This is a genomic window from Promicromonospora sp. NPDC057488, assembly GCF_042802395.1.
In the GTDB taxonomy this organism is placed as follows: Bacteria; Actinomycetota; Actinomycetes; order Actinomycetales; family Cellulomonadaceae; genus Promicromonospora.
On the sequence record NZ_JBHVEG010000117.1, the window covers coordinates 1 to 19895 of the forward strand.

At 72.2% G+C, this 19895-nt stretch carries 18 protein-coding genes; 9 read left to right on the forward strand and 9 right to left on the reverse strand.

Annotation, left to right across the window (positions count from 1 at the left end; all coding sequences use genetic code 11):
* Nucleotides 1-92: 92 nt before the first annotated feature.
* Nucleotides 93-1391, forward strand: a complete 1299-nt coding sequence (locus ACFU5G_RS20665) for an amidohydrolase (protein WP_377249052.1) — start codon at nucleotides 93-95, stop codon at nucleotides 1389-1391.
* Here the strand turns inward: ACFU5G_RS20665 and ACFU5G_RS20670 are convergent.
* Complete coding sequence (locus ACFU5G_RS20670) at nucleotides 1381-2196, reverse strand: TIGR03619 family F420-dependent LLM class oxidoreductase (RefSeq protein ID WP_377249055.1); 816 nt, start codon at nucleotides 2194-2196, stop codon at nucleotides 1381-1383. The genes ACFU5G_RS20665 and ACFU5G_RS20670 overlap by 11 nt on opposite strands.
* An 83-nt stretch (nucleotides 2197-2279) precedes the next feature.
* Between ACFU5G_RS20670 and ACFU5G_RS20675 the strand changes: the two genes are divergently transcribed.
* The gene (locus tag ACFU5G_RS20675; protein WP_377249058.1) at nucleotides 2280-2753 is read left to right on the forward strand and encodes a hypothetical protein; all 474 of its coding nucleotides are present in this window, start codon (nucleotides 2280-2282) and stop codon (nucleotides 2751-2753) included.
* Nucleotides 2754-2770: 17 nt separating this feature from the next.
* Here ACFU5G_RS20675 and ACFU5G_RS20680 read toward each other — a convergent pair whose 3' ends face one another.
* Together ACFU5G_RS20680 and ACFU5G_RS20685 are read right to left on the reverse strand one after the other, a co-directional pair.
* Nucleotides 2771-2986 (reverse strand): hypothetical protein, encoded by a 216-nt coding sequence (locus ACFU5G_RS20680; protein WP_377249061.1) that lies wholly within the window; start codon nucleotides 2984-2986, stop codon nucleotides 2771-2773.
* A gap of 42 nt (nucleotides 2987-3028) precedes the next feature.
* On the reverse strand, nucleotides 3029-9361 hold the full coding sequence (locus ACFU5G_RS20685; protein ID WP_377249064.1) for an RHS repeat-associated core domain-containing protein: 6333 nt from the start codon (nucleotides 9359-9361) through the stop codon (nucleotides 3029-3031).
* A 262-nt stretch (nucleotides 9362-9623) separates the two neighbouring features.
* Here ACFU5G_RS20685 and ACFU5G_RS20690 point away from each other — a divergent pair, with 262 nt between their 5' ends.
* Nucleotides 9624-10496: an SDR family NAD(P)-dependent oxidoreductase gene (locus ACFU5G_RS20690; protein ID WP_377249067.1), complete on the forward strand. Its 873-nt coding sequence runs from the start codon at nucleotides 9624-9626 to the stop codon at nucleotides 10494-10496.
* Nucleotides 10497-10695: 199 nt separating this feature from the next.
* Here the strand turns inward: ACFU5G_RS20690 and ACFU5G_RS20695 are convergent, their stop codons facing one another.
* Entirely contained in the window at nucleotides 10696-11388 is a 693-nt protein-coding gene (locus ACFU5G_RS20695; RefSeq protein WP_377249070.1) for a TetR/AcrR family transcriptional regulator, read from the reverse strand.
* A 196-nt stretch (nucleotides 11389-11584) separates the two neighbouring features.
* Between ACFU5G_RS20695 and ACFU5G_RS20700 the strand changes: the two genes are divergently transcribed.
* Nucleotides 11585-12511 (forward strand): SDR family oxidoreductase, encoded by a 927-nt coding sequence (locus ACFU5G_RS20700; protein ID WP_377249073.1) that lies wholly within the window; start codon nucleotides 11585-11587, stop codon nucleotides 12509-12511.
* Here the strand turns inward: ACFU5G_RS20700 and ACFU5G_RS20705 are convergent.
* Nucleotides 12465-12914 (reverse strand): ACT domain-containing protein, encoded by a 450-nt coding sequence (locus tag ACFU5G_RS20705; protein ID WP_377249076.1) that lies wholly within the window; start codon nucleotides 12912-12914, stop codon nucleotides 12465-12467. The genes ACFU5G_RS20700 and ACFU5G_RS20705 overlap by 47 nt on opposite strands.
* 8 nt (nucleotides 12915-12922) lie before the next feature.
* Nucleotides 12923-13450 (reverse strand): OsmC family protein, encoded by a 528-nt coding sequence (locus ACFU5G_RS20710; RefSeq protein ID WP_377249079.1) that lies wholly within the window; start codon nucleotides 13448-13450, stop codon nucleotides 12923-12925.
* Between the two features lie 64 nt (nucleotides 13451-13514).
* Between ACFU5G_RS20710 and ACFU5G_RS20715 the strand changes: the two genes are divergently transcribed.
* Nucleotides 13515-14219 (forward strand): ArsR/SmtB family transcription factor, encoded by a 705-nt coding sequence (locus ACFU5G_RS20715; protein WP_377249082.1) that lies wholly within the window; start codon nucleotides 13515-13517, stop codon nucleotides 14217-14219.
* 47 nt (nucleotides 14220-14266) lie between these two features.
* Here ACFU5G_RS20715 and ACFU5G_RS20720 read toward each other — a convergent pair whose 3' ends face one another.
* Nucleotides 14267-14965 carry a hypothetical protein gene (locus ACFU5G_RS20720; protein WP_377249085.1) on the reverse strand — a complete coding sequence of 233 codons (699 nt, stop codon included), beginning with the start codon at nucleotides 14963-14965 and terminating at the stop codon, nucleotides 14267-14269.
* Nucleotides 14966-15044: 79 nt separating this feature from the next.
* Nucleotides 15045-15653 (reverse strand): TetR/AcrR family transcriptional regulator, encoded by a 609-nt coding sequence (locus tag ACFU5G_RS20725; RefSeq protein ID WP_377249088.1) that lies wholly within the window; start codon nucleotides 15651-15653, stop codon nucleotides 15045-15047.
* 73 nt (nucleotides 15654-15726) lie between these two features.
* Here ACFU5G_RS20725 and ACFU5G_RS20730 point away from each other — a divergent pair, with 73 nt between their 5' ends.
* Both ACFU5G_RS20730 and ACFU5G_RS20735 read left to right on the forward strand, forming a co-directional pair.
* A complete protein-coding gene (locus tag ACFU5G_RS20730; RefSeq protein WP_377249091.1) occupies nucleotides 15727-16434 on the forward strand; it encodes an SDR family NAD(P)-dependent oxidoreductase in 708 nt (235 codons plus the stop codon).
* 110 nt (nucleotides 16435-16544) lie between these two features.
* On the forward strand, nucleotides 16545-16967 hold the full coding sequence (locus ACFU5G_RS20735) for an SgcJ/EcaC family oxidoreductase (protein WP_377249094.1): 423 nt from the start codon (nucleotides 16545-16547) through the stop codon (nucleotides 16965-16967).
* Nucleotides 16968-16973: 6 nt separating this feature from the next.
* Here the strand turns inward: ACFU5G_RS20735 and ACFU5G_RS20740 are convergent, their stop codons facing one another.
* Nucleotides 16974-17462: a winged helix-turn-helix transcriptional regulator gene (locus ACFU5G_RS20740; protein ID WP_377249097.1), complete on the reverse strand. Its 489-nt coding sequence runs from the start codon at nucleotides 17460-17462 to the stop codon at nucleotides 16974-16976.
* A gap of 129 nt (nucleotides 17463-17591) precedes the next feature.
* Between ACFU5G_RS20740 and ACFU5G_RS20745 the strand changes: the two genes are divergently transcribed.
* Both ACFU5G_RS20745 and ACFU5G_RS20750 read left to right on the forward strand, forming a co-directional pair.
* The gene (locus ACFU5G_RS20745) at nucleotides 17592-18497 is read left to right on the forward strand and encodes an SDR family oxidoreductase (RefSeq protein ID WP_377249100.1); all 906 of its coding nucleotides are present in this window, start codon (nucleotides 17592-17594) and stop codon (nucleotides 18495-18497) included.
* Between the two features lie 200 nt (nucleotides 18498-18697).
* Complete coding sequence (locus ACFU5G_RS20750) at nucleotides 18698-19711, forward strand: zinc-dependent alcohol dehydrogenase family protein (protein WP_377249103.1); 1014 nt, start codon at nucleotides 18698-18700, stop codon at nucleotides 19709-19711.
* The last annotated feature ends 184 nt before the right edge of the window (nucleotides 19712-19895 follow it).

Sequence of the window (19895 nt, forward strand, 5' to 3'; positions counted from 1 at the left end):
GCTCGAGCTGCCGACCACCTGACCTTCTACCGACCACCGGCATCAGGGGTGCTCGCCGCGCTACGGGCCGGACGCGGTGGCAGGGTGAGCGCATGACGACTCCTCCTGTGGTGCGTGGTGCGGTCCCCGACGTCGACGCCGTCCTCGCGCCGTTGCCGGCACTGCTGCCGGGTCTGCGCGAGATCTACGTGGACCTGCACGAGCACCCGGAGCTGTCGTACCAGGAGACCCGGACGGCGGCCCTGGTCGCCGAGCGGCTGACGGCGGCCGGCTACGTGGTGCACCCGGGCATCGGCGGGACGGGCGTCGCGGGCGTGCTGGCCAACGGCGACGGCCCGTGCGTGCTGCTGCGCGCCGACATGGACGCGCTGCCGGTCACGGAGGACACGGGCCTCCCCTACGCGAGCACGGTCCGCACCACCACGGCCGACGGCGTCGAGTCGGGAGTCATGCACGCCTGCGGGCACGACGTGCACGTCACCGCCCTGCTCGGCGCCGCCGACGTGCTGGCGCAGGGCCGGTCGGCGTGGTCGGGCACGCTGGTCGTGGTCTTCCAGCCGGCGGAGGAGCTCGGTACGGGCGCCCGCGCCATGGTCGACGACGGCCTGTACGACCTCGTACCCCGCCCCGACATCGTGCTGGGCCAGCACGTCGCGCCCGTCGCGGCGGGCCTGCTCGGGCTGCACGCCGGCCCGGCGTTCGCGGGCACCGACATCCTGGACATCCGCCTGATCGGTCGCGGCGGGCACGGGTCACGGCCGGAGGCCACGGTGGACCCGGTCGTGATGGCGGCGTCGACGGTGCTGAAGCTGCAGACGATCGTCTCGCGCGAGGTCGCGGCCGGTGACGCCGCCGTCGTCACGGTGGGCCGGCTCCAGGCGGGCACCAAGGACAACATCATCCCGGACGAGGCCCACCTCGGCGTGAACATCCGGTCCTTCGACGAGGCCGTGCGGACCCGGGTGCTGGGCGCGATCGACCGGATCGTCCATGCGGAGGCCGACGCCGCGGGGGCGCCGCAGCCGCCGCAGATCACGCCCGGCGAGTCGTTCCCGCCGCTGTTCAACGACCCGGCCGAGACCGAACGCACGCGCGCGGCCCTGGCCGCCCGGTTCGGCGCCGAGCGCGTGATCGACCCGGGCGCGGTGTCCGGCAGCGAGGACGTCAGCGTGCTCGCCACCGCCGTCGGCGTCCCGCTCGTCTACTGGCTGCTCGGCGGCTGGGACCCGGCCGCGTTCTTCGCCGCGCAGCAGGCAGGCACCACCGACCGCGACATCCCGTCCAACCACTCCCCGCGGTTCGCGCCGGTCCCGCACCCGACCCTCGAGACGGGCGTGACGGCGCTCGTCGTGGCGGCCCTGGACCGGCTGGAGGGATCGGTCAGCGCGTAGCCAAGGCCTCCACCAGCGCCGTCATCCGCTGGGCGGTGCCCTCGTGCTCCCCGAAGTGCACGGCGACCTGGGCCGCTCCCGCCTCGCGGTAGGCGACGACGGCGTCGGCGACCTGCCCGGCCGGCGTCCGCCCGTCCCAGCCGATCCGGAGGGCGGGCGCGACGTCGCGGCCCTCCGCCAGGGCGGCGAGCGCCGCCGCCCGCTCGGCGAACGCGGCCGGGCCGGCGGGCAGGCCCTGCCAGACGTCGCCGAAGCGGGCCGCGCGCCGCAGCGCGGCGTCGCTGTTCCCGCCGACCATGATCGGCACCGGCCCGTCGGGCACGGGTTCGAACACGCCCTGCTCGTAGGAGAACCGTCGGCCCTCGTACGGCGCCGGCCCGCCCGCGAACAGGTGCCGCAGCAGCTCCAGAGTGTCGTCGGTGACGGCGCCGCGCCGAGAGTGGTCGGCGCCCACGGCGTCGAACTCCGGGACGTTCCAGCCGACCCCGACGCCCAGGATCACGCGGCCGCCGGAGAGCTGGTGCAGGGTCGCGACCTGCTTGGCGAGCACGAACGGGTCGCGCAACGGCACGACCAGCACCGACGTGCCGAACCGCAGGCGCTCGGTGACGGCAGTGAGGTGCCCGATCGTCACCAGCGGCTCGTACACACCGCCGAACGTCGCCCCGTACGGCCCGGGCGGCAGCACGTGGTCGGGCAGCCAGGCCGTCGTGTACCCGAGGCCCTCCGCCGTCCGCGCCAGGTCGACCAGCGTCCGCGCAGGCATCACCGGGGACTCGTCGGGCAGCACAACCTGCAGCTCCATGCCTGACGGAACCCGCCCGGGCCCGTTCCCATTCCCTTCTCCGTCTCTTCCCCGCTGCGCGCCGGCATGGTTGGCTTCAGCCCGTGGAAATCATCGTGACCAGCGTCGTCGCCGTCCTCGGAACCCTGCTCGGCTCGCTCGCCACCCACTACTTCCAGCGCCGAAACCGCGCCGACGCGGAGCGCTTCGAGCGCGGCGAGCGCTTGCGCCAGGAGCGCGTGAGCGCGTACACGAAGTTCGGCGGCGTCCTCGTCAACCTGCGCCGCGCCCACATGGACCGCTGGTTCGCGATCCACGACGAGCGCAAGAGCGTCGACCCCGAGGCGCTGCGCTACGAGACCTACCGCCTCTACACGGACGCGCAGGAGGCCCTGTTCCGCGTTCAGCTCGTGACCGAGTCCAAGGACCTGATCGACCTCGGCAAGCAGGCGATCGAGGGCGTGGACCAGATGAAGCCGAACCTCTCACCGGAAGAGTTCGCGAGCGCCCGCGACACCTCCCGCCAGGGCGTCTTCCGCTTCATGGAGGCGGCCCGCAAGCACGTCGAGGTGGCGTGACGGGCCGACCTTCGCGACTACTCACCGCCCTCGAACCCGATCATGAACGGGAGCGATCTCGCGAACTCGCCGACGGCTGACTCTCCCTCAGCTTGGTGAATGCTCGCCAGGATCTGCAAGAACTCAATTCGATCCTGAGTCGGCATCTGAGACAGCTCACCGACAATCGACTCCATGCCGCTCACCGCCACGTCCGGATGGAGGTCGGTCTCGCTTGAATTCTCCAGCAGCATCAGAGCCGAGATAACGGCTCGTACCAAGGGCTCATCATTCACTTACGGCACCAGCCTCACTGCGATCGTCGACACACCGGCATGTTGCATGAATCTGTTGGCTGCCGCCACCGCCGCCTGGTTCGGAAGTTCCCACACCGCTTGCATGCCGTTGTACGCCGCCACAGCCGCTTGGCGCCTTGCTTGATCCACGGCCTTGTTGCTGAAGACCGGGTTGAGCTTGCGGTCTATGACCTCGGACCCGTCGACCCCGTCGAACCTGGCACTCACGATCGATCCATCGGCGCCGGGCATCTCAAGCTGCGGTGCCATGCCTCGCCCGGTCGCGAGGTTGGACCGCGCGCCAGTAGCACCTGACTGATATTGATAGGCCCTCTGAGACATGGAAGGTGACCCCGAGCGAAGGTCACCACCCTCATCAACCCACTTGACGCCGTTGCAGTTGTGAACGAGAACAGCGGCGTCATCGGCCAGGACGTAGTAAGTGTGGGCACGGTCGACAGAGAGGTTATGAACTACCGCTCTCTTGTGCTCTACCTCGACGCCTGCGACCTGCAGCCAGGTCCCTGCGCTCGTCTTGAGCCAGTCACCTGACCGGAGATCGATTGCGTCGATCCACTTGTTCGTCTCAGGGTTCCAGAACGGGTGTCCGTCGGTTGCGACGATCTTCTGCTTGTCGGCGTCGTCGCCCCTTGTAGTAACGGTGACCAAGGTCTTTTCGCCAGTACCGGTGATGGTCGCCGTCACGATGCCTGAGCCCGACCGCTCGCCGGACTCCTCATCACCGGCGAGAACTTCGTCGCCAGGCCCAAGATCCTCAATCGGCACGGCGGAACCATCAGCCAGCACCACGAGCGTGCCAGGCAGGAAACTGTTCGCCGAGCAGGTGCCCGTATCGCCCTTCCCCGTCGTGTCGGCCTTCTTCTTGGCCGCCTGCGCGCGCGCCTTCGCCTTGGCCTCGGCCGCAAGCTGTTTGACCTTGGCATCCGCCGCGGCCTTCGCCTTCGCTGCCTTCGCCGCAGCTTCACGCGCCGCCTTCGCCGCAGCCGCCTTCGCCGCTTCCGCCGCCTGTTTCGCCTTCTTGGCGCCGGACAGCACCGTCTGCGCCCATCTCAGCTCGCTGGAGAAGGTCATCACGGCCTTGCCGGCCTTGTAGATGGCCTCACCGATCTTGGCGGCCTTGAAGATCTTGCCCCAGGGCAGCGCGCCGACCACGAGCATCACGCACGCGCCGAGGTCGCCGTCCAGGCAGTCCATCAGGTCGGTGATCCCCAGGAACTCCATGAGGATCTGCCCACCGGCCTCCAGGATGACGTCGAGCATCGACTTGCCCTGGAGCTGCTGCGCCTTCGCGACGTCCTCGGCGCTCGGGCCCTCTATCTCAGCGCCCGGGTCGTTCGGATTGGAGGTGGTACCGCCGCCCGTCGGCCCTTCGATCTCCCGCTCGCCTGTCGGGTCCGTGTAGACCATGGGGTTGTTGCCGGCGTACGCATAAGGCGAGGAGCCGGTCGGCTGCGCCCCCGCCGGGTCCATCGACGAGAACCGCCCTGTGCCCGGGTCGTAGTTCCGGGCCCGCATCGCGTAGTTGCCCTCGCCCGTCGTCGGGTCGAGGTAGGCACCGGCGAACCGCATCGGGTTCTTGATCTCGTCCAGCGGCTTCGCATCCGCCAGCGGGCCGACGCCGGCCAGCGGCTTGGCGTCTGCCGACTTCGCACTGCCCGAAGCCTCGGCCGAGCCCGCGTCGGCGCCCGCACCCGCCGCCCCGGCCACCGACCCCGCGAGTGTCTCCCCCTGCCGCGGGTTGCCGAACGGGTCGTAGTCGTACCCCTCCTCGACCTGCCCGTCGGCCGAGAGCATGTTCGCCACGCCGCCCAGCCAGTCGTGCGTGTAGGCGTGCGCCCCGCCCTGCGCCTCAAGCAGCGCGAGCGGTTCGTCCGTCGGCCCGTAGGCGAAGGCCTGCCGGCCCTGCACCACACCGTTCACGTCGGTGAGCGTGTCGACGGCGATGTTCTCCAGCGACCCGTTGACGTCCCACGACCAGTGCCGCGTCTTCGCGCCCGCGCCCACCCCCGTGATCGCGTCGAGCCGCATGCGCGTCGCGTCGTAGGTGTAGGTGGTCTGCACCCCGCCGACGGTCGCCGTGGCCAGCGTGCTGTCGATGTTGTACTCGAGGCGGTCGTCGCCCGCACGTGTCTGGTTGCCCAGCACGTCGTACTCGTACTCCTTGCGCTCCACCGTGGGCCGGCCGTCCTCCTTGCCGACCGTGACCTCGCGGAGCAGCTGGCTCGCGTGGTCGTAGGTGTACCGGGTCAGGTCGGAGCCCGCCGAACCCGTGCGCTTCTGCTCGGTCCGGTTGCCGAGCAGGTCGTACTCGTAGGAGATCCGGCCCGCGTCCTTGCTCTTCCTGTCGCACTCCTTCGCCGCGTAGCAGGCCGTCGTCACGCGGTTCGCATCGTCGTACGCGTAGGCGACCGCCTCGGTGACGCCACCACGCGTCGTCTTCACGTGGGTCGGGTTGCCCACCTCGTCGAGCGTGAGGTCGAACGCCGAGACCGGGTCCTGTACCCCGCCGACGGGGTCCCCTGTGCGCTCGGTGCCGATCGAGGTCAGCCGGCCGGCGTCGTCGTACGCACGCTCCTCCGTCAGGCCCGTCGCCGCCGGGAGCGTGGTCGCCGTCCGCCGCCCGGCGATGTCGTAGGCGTACTCCCAGCGGGCACTGCTGCCGCCCACGGAACCGCCGGCCGCCGTCGTCGAGGCGAGGCGCGAGTCGTCGTCGTACGTCGAGGTGATCTTCGTGCCGTCGGGGTAGGCGCGCTCGGTGATGTTGCCGCGCTGGTCGTACCCGTAGGTGAAGGTCTCGTCGACCTGGTTGGCCTCCTCGCGGAGCACCTTCGTGATCTGGTCCTCGTCGTCGTACGTCACCGTGCGCACGCCCAGCGGGTCGCCGTACGACGTCGTCCGGTCCTTCGCGTCGTAGCCGTACGTGTACTCGGGCCCGCCCGAGCCGACCTGCTGGCTGGTCAGGCGGCTGCGCAGGTCGTACACCGAGGTGATGGTGCGCTCGGCGCGCTCGGCGGAGCTCAGGTCCTCCAGGTCCTCGCGCCGGTCGGTCGTGATCGCCGTGAGCGCGTTCGACTCGGCGTCGTACGTCGTGTGCGTGGTGCGGCCGAGCGGGTCGGTCGCGGCGACGGGCCGGCCGGCCTCGTCGAACCGCACGCCGGTGCGCCCGCCCTGCGGGTCGCGGACGCCGACCACGCGGCCGTCGTCGTCGTAGGCGAGCACCGTCGCGAAGGCCTGCGAGAACAGCGGCAGCTCGGGCGCGTCCGGCTGGCGCACGTGGCTGACCTGGTCGTCGTCGCGGTAGGCCACGTAGGTGGTGCCGCCCCGGGCGTCGGTGACCTCGATCGGGCGGCTGTTCTGGTCGTACGTGGTGGACGTCGTGTTGCCGAGCGGGTCGGTCTCCCGCACGCGGTTGCCCGCCAGGTCGTACTCGTAGCGCGTGGTGAACCGCGCCTTGTCGGCGCCGTCGACGTTGCCGCGCGGCTCGGTCACCGACGCGAGCAGCCCGTCATCCGTGTAGGTGTACGACGTGACGCCGCCGACCGGCGACGTCTCCTTGATCTTGTTGCCGGCCGCGTCGTACTCGGTGCGGGTGGTCTTGTCCCCCGCGTCGGTGCGCTCGGTCTGCCGCCCGTTCTTGTCGTACCCCATCGTGGTGGTCCGGCCCTTGGTGTCCGTGACCGAGTCCACCTGGCCGGTGTTGCCGCGCTCGAAGCTGGACGTCTTGTTCAGCTCGTTGATCGACGCCGTCGTGCGGTCCAGCGCGTCGACCTTGATGTCCCGGTCCACGTGCTTGCCGCCCGGGTACGGCATGCGCATCCGGATCGGGTTGTCGTTGGCGTCGTAGAAGTACTCGGTGGTGAAGTCGGCCCGGTTCGCGCCCGGCACGTTGCCGCGCGGCGAGGTCACCGTCTTGACCAGGCCCTTCGCGTCGTACGTGTACGACGTCGTCAGGTCGTCGCCCTTCATCGCCACGCTCTCGGCCTGGCGCCGTCCGGCGTCGGTGTAGCCGAACGTCATGACCCGGCCGCCGGCCTCGACCTTCGACTGCAGGCCGTTGTCGAGGTAGGAGTAGGTGCTGACGACGCCCTCGGGCGAGATCTCCTTCGCGAGCCGGCCGACGTCGTCGTACAGCGAGCGCCAGCCGTGGGTCTTGCCCGGCTCGTCGACGCGCACCACGCGGTCCTGCTCGTCGTAGGTCGTCTCGGTCGTGTAGTGCCGCCGGTCGCGCGGGTCGCCGGTACCGCGCGGGTCCGTCGCCGCGACCTGCCGGCCCGTCCGGTCGTAGCGGTACTCGCTGCGCCGCCCCTCCGGCGAGACGACGGCGGACAGCAGCCCGGCGTTCTCCGCGCCGTCCGCCAGGTACTCGTAGCGCGTTTCCTTGTCCCGCTGGTCGGTCGTGGAGGTGCGCAGGCCGCGGTCGTCGTAGACGTGCTCGACGTCGTGGCCCTCGGCGTCGACGCTGCGGACCAGCTCGTCGAACTCGTTGTACGTGTTCTTCCAGACGTTGCCCTTGGCGTCGGTGAACTCGATCGGGTTGTTCCGGTCGTCGTACTTGGTCTTCTCGTCGAAGCCCTGCGGCGCCACGGCCTGCGTCGGGTTGCCCCGCCCGTCGAACTCGACCACGTGCTGGTACTGGTTGCCGTTGACCACGAGGCTGCGGTCCAGGCGTTTGTTGTACCGGTGGTTGTCGGCGTCGCCGGTGCTGCGCTGGCTGTAGAGCAGCACGTTGTCGTGGTATCCGTCGTAGACCGAGACGTCGTCGGCGTCGGTGCTGCGCGCCTCCTGCTTGTCGGCGTCCCAGGCGAACGTCATCTCCGCCCCGACGCCGTCGCGCTGCGCCGTCACGCGCCCGTCGTCGCCGTACTCGTTGTGCACGGCCACGACCTCGTGCGGGTCGACCACCTCGGTCAGCAGGCCCTCGGCGTCGTACCGGTACTCCCAGACGTTCCCGCGGGCGTCCTTGACCTTGGCCAGGAGACCGTCGGCGTACTCGAACCGCACCTGACGGCGGTCCGGGAGCGTGATCCTGCGGATCAGGCCGTCGGTGAGCTCCGCCACGGCGGTGCGCCCCGAGGCGTCGGTGATCCGGACGTCGTCACGGTCCTCGTCCCTGCCCTTGTCCCTGCCCTTGTCCTCGACCTCGACGTAGGCCAGGCGGACGCCGTCGTCGCGCGGGCTGAGCACCTCGGTGAGCCGGCCCGCCTCGCCGAACCGGTACGTCACCTGCCGCGGGGTGACGAGCTCCCAGCCGGCACCGGCGCGCTTCAGGTCCGAGCGCACGCCCGGCGGGCGCGTGTACCCGTCGCCGTCCGGCTCGTAGAGCGCCTCGGCGCCGTCCTCGGCGCGCACGATGACGCCGTCGTCGGTCTCCGTGACGCGCATGTCGTACGACCACGCCCAGCCGACGCCGAACGGCCCCTGGCGGTTGTTCGCCGAGGAGTACGTGCGCGCGCTGCCGAACGAGATGCCGTACGACGCCATCTGCAGGTCCCGCTCGACGCGCACGAACGCGCCGGTCCCGCTGTTGACCCCCACGCCGCGCTGCGCCTGCCCGACGGCGGTCGGCGCCAGCGCGTTCTCGCACCCGCAGCCGGCCGCCTGGTCGTCCGGGATGCCGGGCGGCAGGATCGTCGCCCGCGCCCTCGAGGTGCCCGACGGTTCGGAGACCACCTCGTCGCCGCCCGGCAGCACCGCCGCGACGGTGACGAAGTACTCCTTGCCCTCCTCCAGCTCCCAGCCGTCCTCGGCGCCGAACGAGCGGCAGAAGTCCGCGCCGCCGCAGAACCGCGGCCCCTCCAGCTCCGCGCGGGTCAGCCGCACCGACTCCTGCTCGGTCTGGTCGTCGCCCTCGTACAGCCGCACGACGGCGGCGGTCCAGTCCGGGTCGACGTCGTCGCCGGAGAAGTACAGGACGAGGGACGTGTCGCCGAGCACGAAGCCCGGGCGCAGGTCGATCTCGGCGAAGCCTCCGGCGGCGGCACCGGCCCGCGTGGCCGTCGGCGCCGTCAGCGCCCGCCACCTCGTCGGCGTGACCTCGGCGGGCTCGCCCTCCGCGGACACCGACTCCGGCACCACGGGCGGCCGCTCGTCCTCGGCGTAGGCGGTGGAGCGCCGCACCCCGTCCGGCATCGCGCGGTCGGCCGGGCCCGCACCCGCCGTGGCCTGCGGGACCGAGGCCGACGTGGCCTCCGCCTGCACCTGAGGTGCGACGGCGATCAGCAGCGTCGCCGAGAAACCGACGGCCACCCCCATCGCCAGCCAGCGTCGCATCAGCCAGGTGCTGGCCAGGTGGTGTGCACGTGCCTCGGACATCGCCAACCCCCGTGTTGGTGTTTCCTGAGCAGTTTCCGGAACTTTCGTTTCCTGGGTGCTTACCCGACACCGAGTGTGATCATGCTGAACGCTTCCTACAACTGGTTTATCCGGCTTTTCCTGTTCATATGCATTTAGTCGCCGCGAAAAGCGCAGGTCAGAGCGCTTTTCACCCGCGAGAATCTCGCGGCAGATCTGGTCTGCCGACGACGCCTGGCGCGCCGGTTTCGGCCGCGGTACGTGCGGGAGCATGCTGTGTGCCATGGATGACGCCCGTAACGACACCGCTCCCGACGACACCGCGCGCAGGACCATCGTGATCACCGGCGCGAGCGACGGGATCGGGGCGGCGGCCGCGCGGCTGCTCACCGACGCCGGGCACCGGGTGGTCGTCGTCGGACGCTCGCCGGAGAAGACCGCGGCGGTCGCGCGCGAGCTGGGCGCCGAGCACCTCGTGGCGGACTACACGCGGCTGGCCGACGTCCGCGAACTGGCCGCCCGGCTCGACGAGACGTGCACGCGGATCGACGTCCTGGCCAACAACGCGGGCGGCATCCTGGGCGACCGCTCCAAGACCGAGGACGGCTTCGAACGAACCTTCCAGGTCAACCACCTGGCGCAGTTCCTGCTCACCAACCTGCTGCTGGACAAGCTGCTGGCGAGCCGCGCCACCGTGATCCAGACGTCGAGCATGGGGGCGCGGCTGTTCGGCCACCTCGACCTGGACGACCTGGACCACGACCGGGACTTCACGCCCCACCTCGCCTACGGCACCGCCAAGCTCGAGAACATCCTGTTCACCACGGAGCTGCACCGCCGCTACCACGAGCGGGGCCTCGCGTCGGTGGCGTTCCACCCGGGCGGCGTCGCGACCAACTTCGCGGCCGAGAGCACCAGCTTCATGCGGCCGCTGTACCAGAGCCGGATCGGCAAGCTGTTCATGGCCACGCCCGAGCAGGGCGCCGCGCAGCTCGTGCGCTTCGCGCAGACCGAGCCGGGCGCCGACTGGCAGTCCGGCGCGTACTACGAGCGGGGCCGCGTCGCCCGCCGTACCCACCCGCAGGCCGGCGACGCCGACCTGGCGCGGCGGCTCTGGGAGCGCTCGGCGGATCTGGTGGGGGTGCCGGAAGGCTGAGCGGTGACTCCCCTTCGAGGCCTAAGTTTCTCCGCTTTGGGCGCGTCCAGAGCGAAGAAACTTAGACCTCGAAGAGGAGTGGTGCGCGCGATCCGGTAGCCCGCGTCGGTCCGGGGGTGCGCTGCCCAGCCGCAGGCTCCCGGGCCGAGCCGCGGGCTCCCGGGCCGTCAGGCTCTCGGACCCTCAGGCTCTCGGGCCGTCAGGCTCTCGGGCCGCGCTCGAAACCCGCGCCCGCGCGGGTCACGGCGTCGCGGATCGCCGCGGCCCGCAGGTCCGGGCGCTCGACCGCGACCGCCGCGGCGGCGGCCGCGCCCATGCAGGCGCCGAGGTGCGCGGACATCACCGGCCACCCGACCGGATCGGGGTACCGGACACGGAGTGCGTCCACGATGTCCGACTGGGCGCGCTGCAGCCGCACCACGAGCGACGGCGGCAGCCCCCGTGCCGCCGTGACGAGCTCGGTGCGCAGGCCGGCCAGCTCGTCGGTGCGGGCCCGCGGGTCGTCGAACAGGTCGACGAGCACGGTCATCACTGCGCGGACGCCGCGGGCGCCGTATCCCGCACTGCCGGTGGCACTGCCGGTGGCACTGTCGGCAGCACTGCCCGCTGCACCGTCGTCGGGCGGCCCGTCGGACAGGTCGTCAGGCAGGTCGTCGAGCGCTGCGATCGCGCGGCCGACGTGCCCCTCCAGGTAGTGGAAGAGCACGTCCTCCTTGGCCGGGAAGTGCAGGAAGAACGTGCGCCGCGCGATGCCGGCCGCGGCCGCGATGTCGTCGATCGACGTCCCGCTCAGGCCCCGCTCGAGGAACAACCGCGTCGCGGCGGTCACGACGGCGTCCCGGGTCGCCGCCCGCTTGCGCTCCCGGATCCCGCCGTGCACGTCCGCCGTCATGGCCCTCCCCTTCCGGCCGCCGTGCGACCGTCGCCGCGGCCTTCACCGCGCCTTCCCAGCACCTGCCGCGCGTACACCGTGCGCACGCGTGCACACTCCGCGCGGGTTCGCCGGGCGGTTCGTCCTGCCGCACAGCATAGCCGACTCGATGCACTAGTGTAGTTCTGCACTAGTGCATCGATACCGGAGGAGCCCCATGCCCGAGCACACCGGCCGCACCTACGTCGTCACCGGCGCCGACTCCGGGATCGGCGCCGCCGTCGCCGTCCGGCTCGAACGGGACGGCGCGCGCGTGATCCGCTGTGGCGTCACCGAGGCGGCCGACGTCCGCGCCGACCTCACCGACCCGCAGGCCCGCGCCGCCGCCGTCGACCGCGTCCGGGCCCTCGCGCACGCACCCGTATCCACACCCGCTCACGACGACGCCCACACCCACGCACCCGCCAGGATCGACGGCGTCGCGCTGGTCGCGGGGAGCGCGGACCCGGCGGTCGCCGTCGGCCTGAACCACTTCGGCACCGTCGCGCTGCTCCGGGCGCTGCGCGACGACCTGGCGCACGCACCGGAGCCGCGCGCCGTCGTCGTGAGCTCGGCCTCCGCCCTCTCGGCGGGCGACCAGGACCTGATCGAGGCCTGCCTCGCCGACGACGAACCCCGCGCCCTCGCGGTCGCGACCGCCCTGGTGCGGCGTGGCCGGGGCTCGGTGGTCTACCGGTCGACCAAGATCGCGCTGAACCGCTGGCTCCGCCGCGCGGCGGTGCGCCCGGAGTGGGCCGGAGCGGGCATCCCGCTCAACGCGGTGGCTCCCGGCGTCGTCGCGACCGGGACCGCCCGCGCCACCATGCTCGCCGACGCCGCGAGCGTGCGTGTGCTGCAGGACGCCCTGCCCCAGCCTCTCGGGCTGCCGGGACCGGTCGAGCCCGTCGCCGCGAGCGTCGCGTGGCTGCTCTCGCCGGACGCCGGATTCACCACGGGTCAGGTCCTGTTCGTCGATGGCGGCGCCGAGGCGACGCTGCGCGGCGAGGCGCCGTTCGCGACCGGCGTCCGCTACGGGCCCGTGCGGCTGGCCCGCATGATCACGTGGACGCTGGTCGGGCGGTGGCGGTCGCGTCGCGCGGCGTGAGCCGCCGCCCCCAGGCGGCGACGACCTCGCGGGCGGCAGGCACGTCGTCGTCCGCGACCAGCAGCACCAGGTTGCCGACGTGGTCGCTGTACTGGACCAGCACGTTCACGCCCGCGTCGCCGAGGCGGCGCGCGAGCGTGCCGAGCTGGCCGGGCACCTCCTGGTCCAACCGCGCGAGGACGACGTCGCGCACCACCGCCGGACCGAGCCGCGCCGCCGTGACCGCCCGGAGCGCGCGGGAGCCGTCGTGCACCAGGTAGTGCGCCACGGCCCGGCCGTCGACGGTGAAGACGCCGCCGCCCTCCAGGCTGACGCCGGCCGCCCCCAGCGCCTGGCCCAGGTCCGCGAGCGCCCCGGGCCGGTCGGGCAGGTGGACCTCCAGGTCCCGCAGGTGGGTGCTCATCCCGGCCGTCACCCGACCCGCACCGTGGTGCCGACCTCGACGGGGACCGCCAGGGAGGAGGCGACGTAGCAGGCCTGGTGCGCCTGCTCGGCGAGCCGGTGGACCAGTGCCTCGTCGGTCCCGGCGGCCACGGTGACGGTCACGGCCAGGCGGATGGTGCCGAGGCGCTGGGGCACCGCGGTCAGGTCCAGGTGGCTGGTGGCCTCGTCGTCGTAGGCGAGCACGTCCACCCCGGCGCGCGCGGCGGCCCCGAGGAAGGACAGCAGCTGGCAGGACGACGCGGCCATCACGACGAGCTGCTCCGGGTTGAGCCGGTCGGGATCACCGCGGAAGGCGGCATCCGCGCTGAGCTCGACGACGGACGTCGCTGGGGCCGCGACCGCGACGTGGTCCCGGGAGTAGGAGCGCAGGCCGGCGCCGGTGGAGCCGGCCCAGTGCAGGCGGGCGGCGTACGGATGGGACGGGGTTGCTGTCGGGACGGCGGCGTCCGACGGGGTGCCGCGTGACTGGTTCATCATGCCGTGCTGGTTCATCATGCCGTGAAGGTAGGCGCGGAATCCTTCGGTGGACGCCGAAATGTCCGCGCCGTACCGTCGGGCGATGAGCCGGGACCGAGACTTCACCGCAGTGGGCCGGGCGCTGTCCACGCCCGCGCGCTCGGTGTTCCTGAACCTGCTCCTGGACGGCACGAGCCGTCCGGCCGGCGAGCTGGCGACGGCGGCCGGGGTGAGTGCCTCTACCGCTTCGGAACACCTGGCCGTCCTGGCGGGCGCGGGGCTCGTGACCTCCACCAGCCGCGGCCGGCACCGGTACTACTCCCTGGCGGGCCCGGACGTCGCGGCCGCGCTGGAGTCCCTCGGCGTGCTCGCCGACGCCGCCCCCGTCACCGGGTACCGCCGCAGCCGCCGGGCCGAGTACCTGGCCGCCGCGCGGTTCTGCTACGACCACCTCGCGGGGCGGCTGGGCACCGGCCTGACGGACGCGTGGCTGCGTTCCGGCTGGCTCGCCGGCCGCGACGAGCTCACCCTGACCGATGCGGGCGCCGTCGGCCTGCGCGAGATCGGCGTGGACGTCGACGGCGCCGTCGCCGCCCGCCGCGCGACGACCCGGGCCTGCCTGGACTGGACCGAACGCCGACCGCACCTGGCGGGCGCCCTCGGCTCCGCGGTCGGCGCGCGGTTCGTCGACGCCGGCTGGGTGACGCGGCACCGGTCCGGCCGGGGCCTGGACGTCACCGACGCGGGGCGCACGCTGGTCCGCGAGTCGTGGGGCATCGACCTGTCCGACGCCGTTCGGGGTCGCTGAGCGGGCGGCCCGGCCGAGCCGTGCGGGCGGGCTGCTCTGCCGGCCGGTCAGCCCTCCAGCCGCGGGCCGCGACCGGCACCGCCGGTCCACTGCCTGCGGAACCAGCCCTCCCAGGTGTGCCCGCCGAACCGCTCGCCCGCGGCGACCAGCTTCTCGAACGAGTGGTACCCGCCGGGCAGCCGGACGCGCCAGAGCACGGTCCCCTTGGTGCGATACCGCAGCAGGCGCGGCAGCTCGCGCAGCTCCTCCTCGCGCAGCGGCACGATCTCCAGGGCGATACCCCGCTTGTCGGTCACGCGCAGGGCGCCGAACACCTTGCCCTTGACCCAGTCGCTCACCTTCGCCTTGAGGTGGTCGACCGGCCCGCCGACGGTCGGCAGCTCGGTCGGGAGCTCGTAGGACAGCCCGATCCGCGCCGCCTGGGTCCAGCGGACCAGGTCCCAGGAAGTGCCGTGCCAGAACCAGATGCCCGCGACGTCGATCACGATGCCGCGCGGCCGGGTGACCCGCCAGAAGTTCGCGACGAACAGCACGCACAGGCCGCCGAACAGCAGGCCGAAGAAGCCCGCGATCGCCTTGGCGACGGGGTCCGGGTCGGTCACGACGGCGTAGCCGCAGGCCCAGGCCAGCGGCCCGGTCAGCACGATGCCCACCACGAGGGTGATCGCGCCGAGCCGCCCGAGATCCAGCCGGTGCGCGTCGGGCGCGAAGACGGGTGCGTTGCCCGCAATGTCCTGTTCTGTCACGCGCGCAGCGTACCGCCGGCCGAACCCGCTCCCCCGCCGCACCGGACCCGACCAGCCGGGCGGCGCAACCGACCCCGGGTCAGGCCCGCGCGGGAGTCAGGCCGAGCAGCGCGAGGCTGTTCTGCCACAGCGCGTCGAGCTGCGACGGGTCGTTGAACACCTTCGCGAAGAGCACGAGCCCCTCGAGTTGGGCGACGATCGCCTTCGCGGCGGCGTCGACGTCGGTCACGGACTGCAGCTCGCCGGACTCGACGGCCGACGCCAGCCGGGACGAGATCATCCCGATCTGCTCGTCGAAGATCTCCTGCAGCCGCAGCCGCACGGGCTCGTTCTGGGAGCTCACCTCCAGGGCGAGGTTGCCGAAGAGGCAGCCGGCCACCCATCCGGTGCCGGTCACGGCGTCGACCTGCATCTGCGCGGTGGCGTCGAACAGGCCGCGGAGCCGGTCGAGCAGGCTGCCTGGGCCGTCGAGGATGCCGGCCCAGACGCCCTTCTGCCACGTCCAGTGCCGGTCGATGACGGCGAGCGCAAGGGCCTCCTTGGAGGCGAAGAAGTAGTAGAACGACCCCTTGTTGACGCCGGCGCGGGAGCACAGCTCGGCCACGCCGATCGACCCGTAGGGACGCTGGGAGAAGAGTTCCACGCCCGCTTCGATCAGGCGCTCACGACCATCCGAGGTTCTAGGCATGTTGACAGCATACGACCGGTCAACTATAACTGGGAACCCCAGTAGTTGACCGACCGTCTACAAAGGAACGAACATGAGCACCCAGAAGGTAGCTGTCATCACCGGAGCCTCCCAGGGCATCGGCGCCGGGCTGGTCGACGCGTACCGTCAGATCGGGTACGCCGTCGTCGCCAACTCCCGCACCATCGACCTCGCCGAGGCCGACGACCTCGCCGTCGTCAGCGGCGACATCTCCGACCCGGCGACCGCGGACCGGATCATCAAGACCGCGGTCGAGCGCTTCGGCCGCGTCGACACGGTCGTGAACAACGCGGGCGTGTTCATCGCCAAGCGGTTCACCGAGTACACCGCCGCGGACCTCGAGACCATGGTGAGCATCAACGTCGCGGGCTTCTTCCACCTCACGCAGCGGGCGATCCCCCTGATGCAGGCGAACGGCGGCGGCCACGTGGTGAGCATCACCACGACGCTCGTCGAGAGCCCGCTGTCGGTGTTCCCGTCCGCACTCGCCTCCGTGACCAAGGGCGGGATCGCCTCGGCCACGCGCGCCCTGGCGATCGAGTACGCGACCGAGAACATCCGCTTCAACGCCGTCTCCCCCGGTGTCATCAAGACGCCGATGCACCCGGAGGAGACCCACGAGACCCTCGCGGGCCTGCACCCGCTGGGGCGTATGGGCGAGATCGACGACGTCACGCGCGGCGTCCTCTACCTGGAGCAGTCACCCTTCGTGACGGGCGAGTTCCTGCACGTCGACGGCGGGCAGATCGCGGGCCACTGACCCGCGACCACTGACCCACAACCACCACCGCACCGCGGGGCGGCCACCGGGCCGCCCCGCGCTCGGCCGGAGCTCCGGCCGGGCACCGGACCGGGACGAGGAGACAGATCATGAGCCAGACCCAGAACCAGACCCAGACCCAGCAGGACCAGGGGTCGCAGGACCAGAACCGGTCCGACGCCGCCCGCATCGTCACGGCGCTGCTCGACCGGTGGTCCGACGGGATCCGCCGGCGCGACCTCGAGCACATCGCGGCGCAGTTCACCACGGACGCCCTGTTCCAGGGATTCGACCCCGAGCCGGCGTTCGGCCGCGACGTCGTCTCGGCCTACTACGGCAAGCAGCCGGCCGGGCTCACCGCCGACCACACGCTCGTCCGCGCCACCAGGCTGGCCGACGACGCCGTGCTCGGCTACGCGGCGGTCATGTTCCACCGACCTGACCGAGAGGTGCCGGTGTATCTCACCATCGTCGCCGTCCGCGAGGAGGGCCGCTGGCTGATCAGCCACTACCACGTGTCGCGCGTGGGCTGACGGGAGCTACGTCGCGGCCGGCTCCCCCGCCGACGTCTCAGCAGTCTCCCCGGCGGGCGCGTCCCCGGGCGCGTCCGTGGCGAGCGAGTCCGTGGTGGGCGCGTCAGTGGTGGCGGCCGCCGTCTCCTCCAGGAGGTCGGCCAGCCCGCGCAGATGCCGCGCGACCTGCTCCCCCAGCGGCGTCAGGCCGTACTCGACGCGGGGCGGGATCGTGGTGACGACTTCGCGCGTGACCATGCCGTCGCGCTCCAGGGACTGCAGGGTCTGGGACAGCATCTTCTCGCTGACCCCCTCGACCCGGCGGCGCAGCGCGTTGAACCGGTAGCTGCCCTCGCCGAGCGCGAGCAGCGCGAGCGAGGCCCACTTGGACGTGACGACCTCGAAGGCGGCCCGCGACGTGCAGCCACGGGCGAAGACGTCGGTCACCAGCTCCTGCGGCGGCCCGCTCGGGCCGTCGCCCGGCAGGTCGGCGGACTCCAGGTCGGTGATGCTCACGACACGAGGATACCGCGCGCCCTCGGAATGTGGTGTACTTTCGATTCGTTAGTGCTATCCGTTGGCAACTGCCAGCGCCGCGCTCGACGCACACCGCAGGACACACCGCACCGCGAACTGGAGAGAACCATGACCACCTACGCCGTCACCGGAGCGACCGGGCACCTGGGCCGACTCGTCGTCGAGGAGCTGCTGTCCCGCGGCGTGCCCGCCGCCGACGTGGTCGCCATCGCCCGCACACCCGAGAAGGCCGCCGACCTCGCCGAGCGCGGCGTCCAGGTCCGCGAGGGCGACTACGACCGCCCGGACACGCTGCCCTCGGCCCTCGACGGCGTGCAGCGGCTGCTGCTGGTCTCGGGCAGCGAGCCCGGCGTGCGCGTGCCGCAGCACACCGCGGTGATCGACGCCGCGAAGGCCGCCGGCGTCCGGCGGATCGCCTACACCAGCATCCTCAACGCCGACGACACCACCAACCCGCTCGCCGGTGAGCACCAGGCCACCGAGCAGGTGCTGCGCGCGTCGGGCCTGGCGGTCACCCTGCTGCGCAACGGCTGGTACACCGAGAACTACACCGACCGCATCGCCGAGTACCTCGAGCGCGGCGAGATCGTGGGCGCAGCGGCGGACGGCAAGGTCTCGGCCGCCCCCCGCGCTGACTTCGCCGGCGCGGCCGCGGGCGCCCTGCTGGCCGACGACGCGGCCGAGGACGCGGCCGACGACGGCACGGGCACGCCCGACGGCGCGGCGCCCGTCGTCGTGCACGAGCTCGGCGGGCCCGCGTTCACCTTCGCCGAGCTCGCGTCGACGATCAGCGACGTCACCGGCACCCCGGTGGCCTACCGCGACCTGTCGGTCGAGGCCTACGCGGCGGAGCTGCAGCAGGTGGGCCTGGACGCCGGGACCGCCGGGTTCGTGGCCGGGATCGACGCCGCGATCGCGGCCGGTGACCTGGAGACCGACAGCGACGCCCTGGTCCGCCTGCTGGGCCGCCCCGCCACGCCGCTGGCCGACGCCGTCCGGGCCGCGCGCGGCTGATCCCTGGCCCGGTTCGCGGCAGCTGTACCAGCAGCAGCACCGACACCGGCGCCGCGTCGTCGTCCCCGACGTCGACCCGGCGCCGTCGTCGTGCCGGAACCCGGCGGGACGCGACGAACCGAGGTGTGACGAGCCGAGGGGTAACGACAGGACCTCTCTCATCGCCGCCCTCATCCGCGGGACGCGTGTTGAATGGGGGCATGCGAGGAGCAATCATTCACGGTGCCGGGGACGTCCGCTTCGAGGAGCGGGCGGACCCCGTCGTCATCGAGCCCACCGATGCCGTCATCAAGACCGTCGCCGCGTGCGTCTGCGGCTCGGACCTCTGGCGCTACCGCGGGGTCTCCCAGGTCAAGCGGCCGACACCGATCGGCCACGAGTACGTCGGCGTCGTCGAGCAGGTCGGCGCGGAGGTCACCACCGTCAAGCCGGGCGACTTCGTGGTCGGCGGGTTCCTGCACAGCGACAACACCTGCGCGGTGTGCCGCAAGGGGATGCAGGCCAACTGCCTGCACGGGGGCGGCTACGACGGCTGCCAGGCCGAGAAGATCCGCATCCCGAACGCGGACGGCACCCTGCTCGCCACCCCCGGTGAGCCGGACGCCGACCTGATCCCCAGCCTGCTGAGCCTCTCCGACGTGATGTGCACCGGCTGGCACGCGGCGGTCTCCGCCGGCGTCGGGCCCGGGTCGAGCGTCGTGGTGGTGGGCGACGGCGCCGTCGGGCTGAGCGGTGTGCTGGCCGCGGCCCAGCTCGGCGCCACCACGATCATCGCGATGAGCCGGCACGAGTCCCGCCAGCAGGTGGCGCGGGAGTTCGGCGCCACCCACATCATCGCCGAGCGCGGTGAGGAAGGCCTGGCCCAGGTGCTGGAGCTGACCGAAGGCATCGGCGCGGACGCGGTGCTGGAGTGCGTCGGCACCGCCGAGGCCCGGGCCCAGTCGGTGGAGCTGGTCCGGCCGGGCGGCATGATCGGCCTGGTCGGCGTGCCGCACGGCGACCTGCCCACCGACACCCTGTTCTGGGGCAACAAGGGCATCCACGGTGGCGTCGCGCCGGTGCGGGCCTACCTGCCGCACCTGCTGGACCTGGTGTGGAAGCGCGAGATCGACCCGGGCAAGGTCTTCGACCTGACGCTGCCGCTGTCGGAGGTCGCGGAGGCGTACCGCGCCATGGACGAGCGGCGCGCGATCAAGGTGCTGCTGCAGAACTGACGGGCGCCGCCGGCGGCTGCGGCTGTCGCTGCGGCTGCGGCTGCGGCTGCGGCTGCGGCTGCGGCTGCGGCTGCGGCTGCGGCTGACCATTGTGGCTGGCCGCCGTCACTGGCCTCGGCCGACGACCTCGGCCGGCGACCTCGGTCGGCGACCTCGGTCGGCGACTTCTGCCGCTGACCGTAGC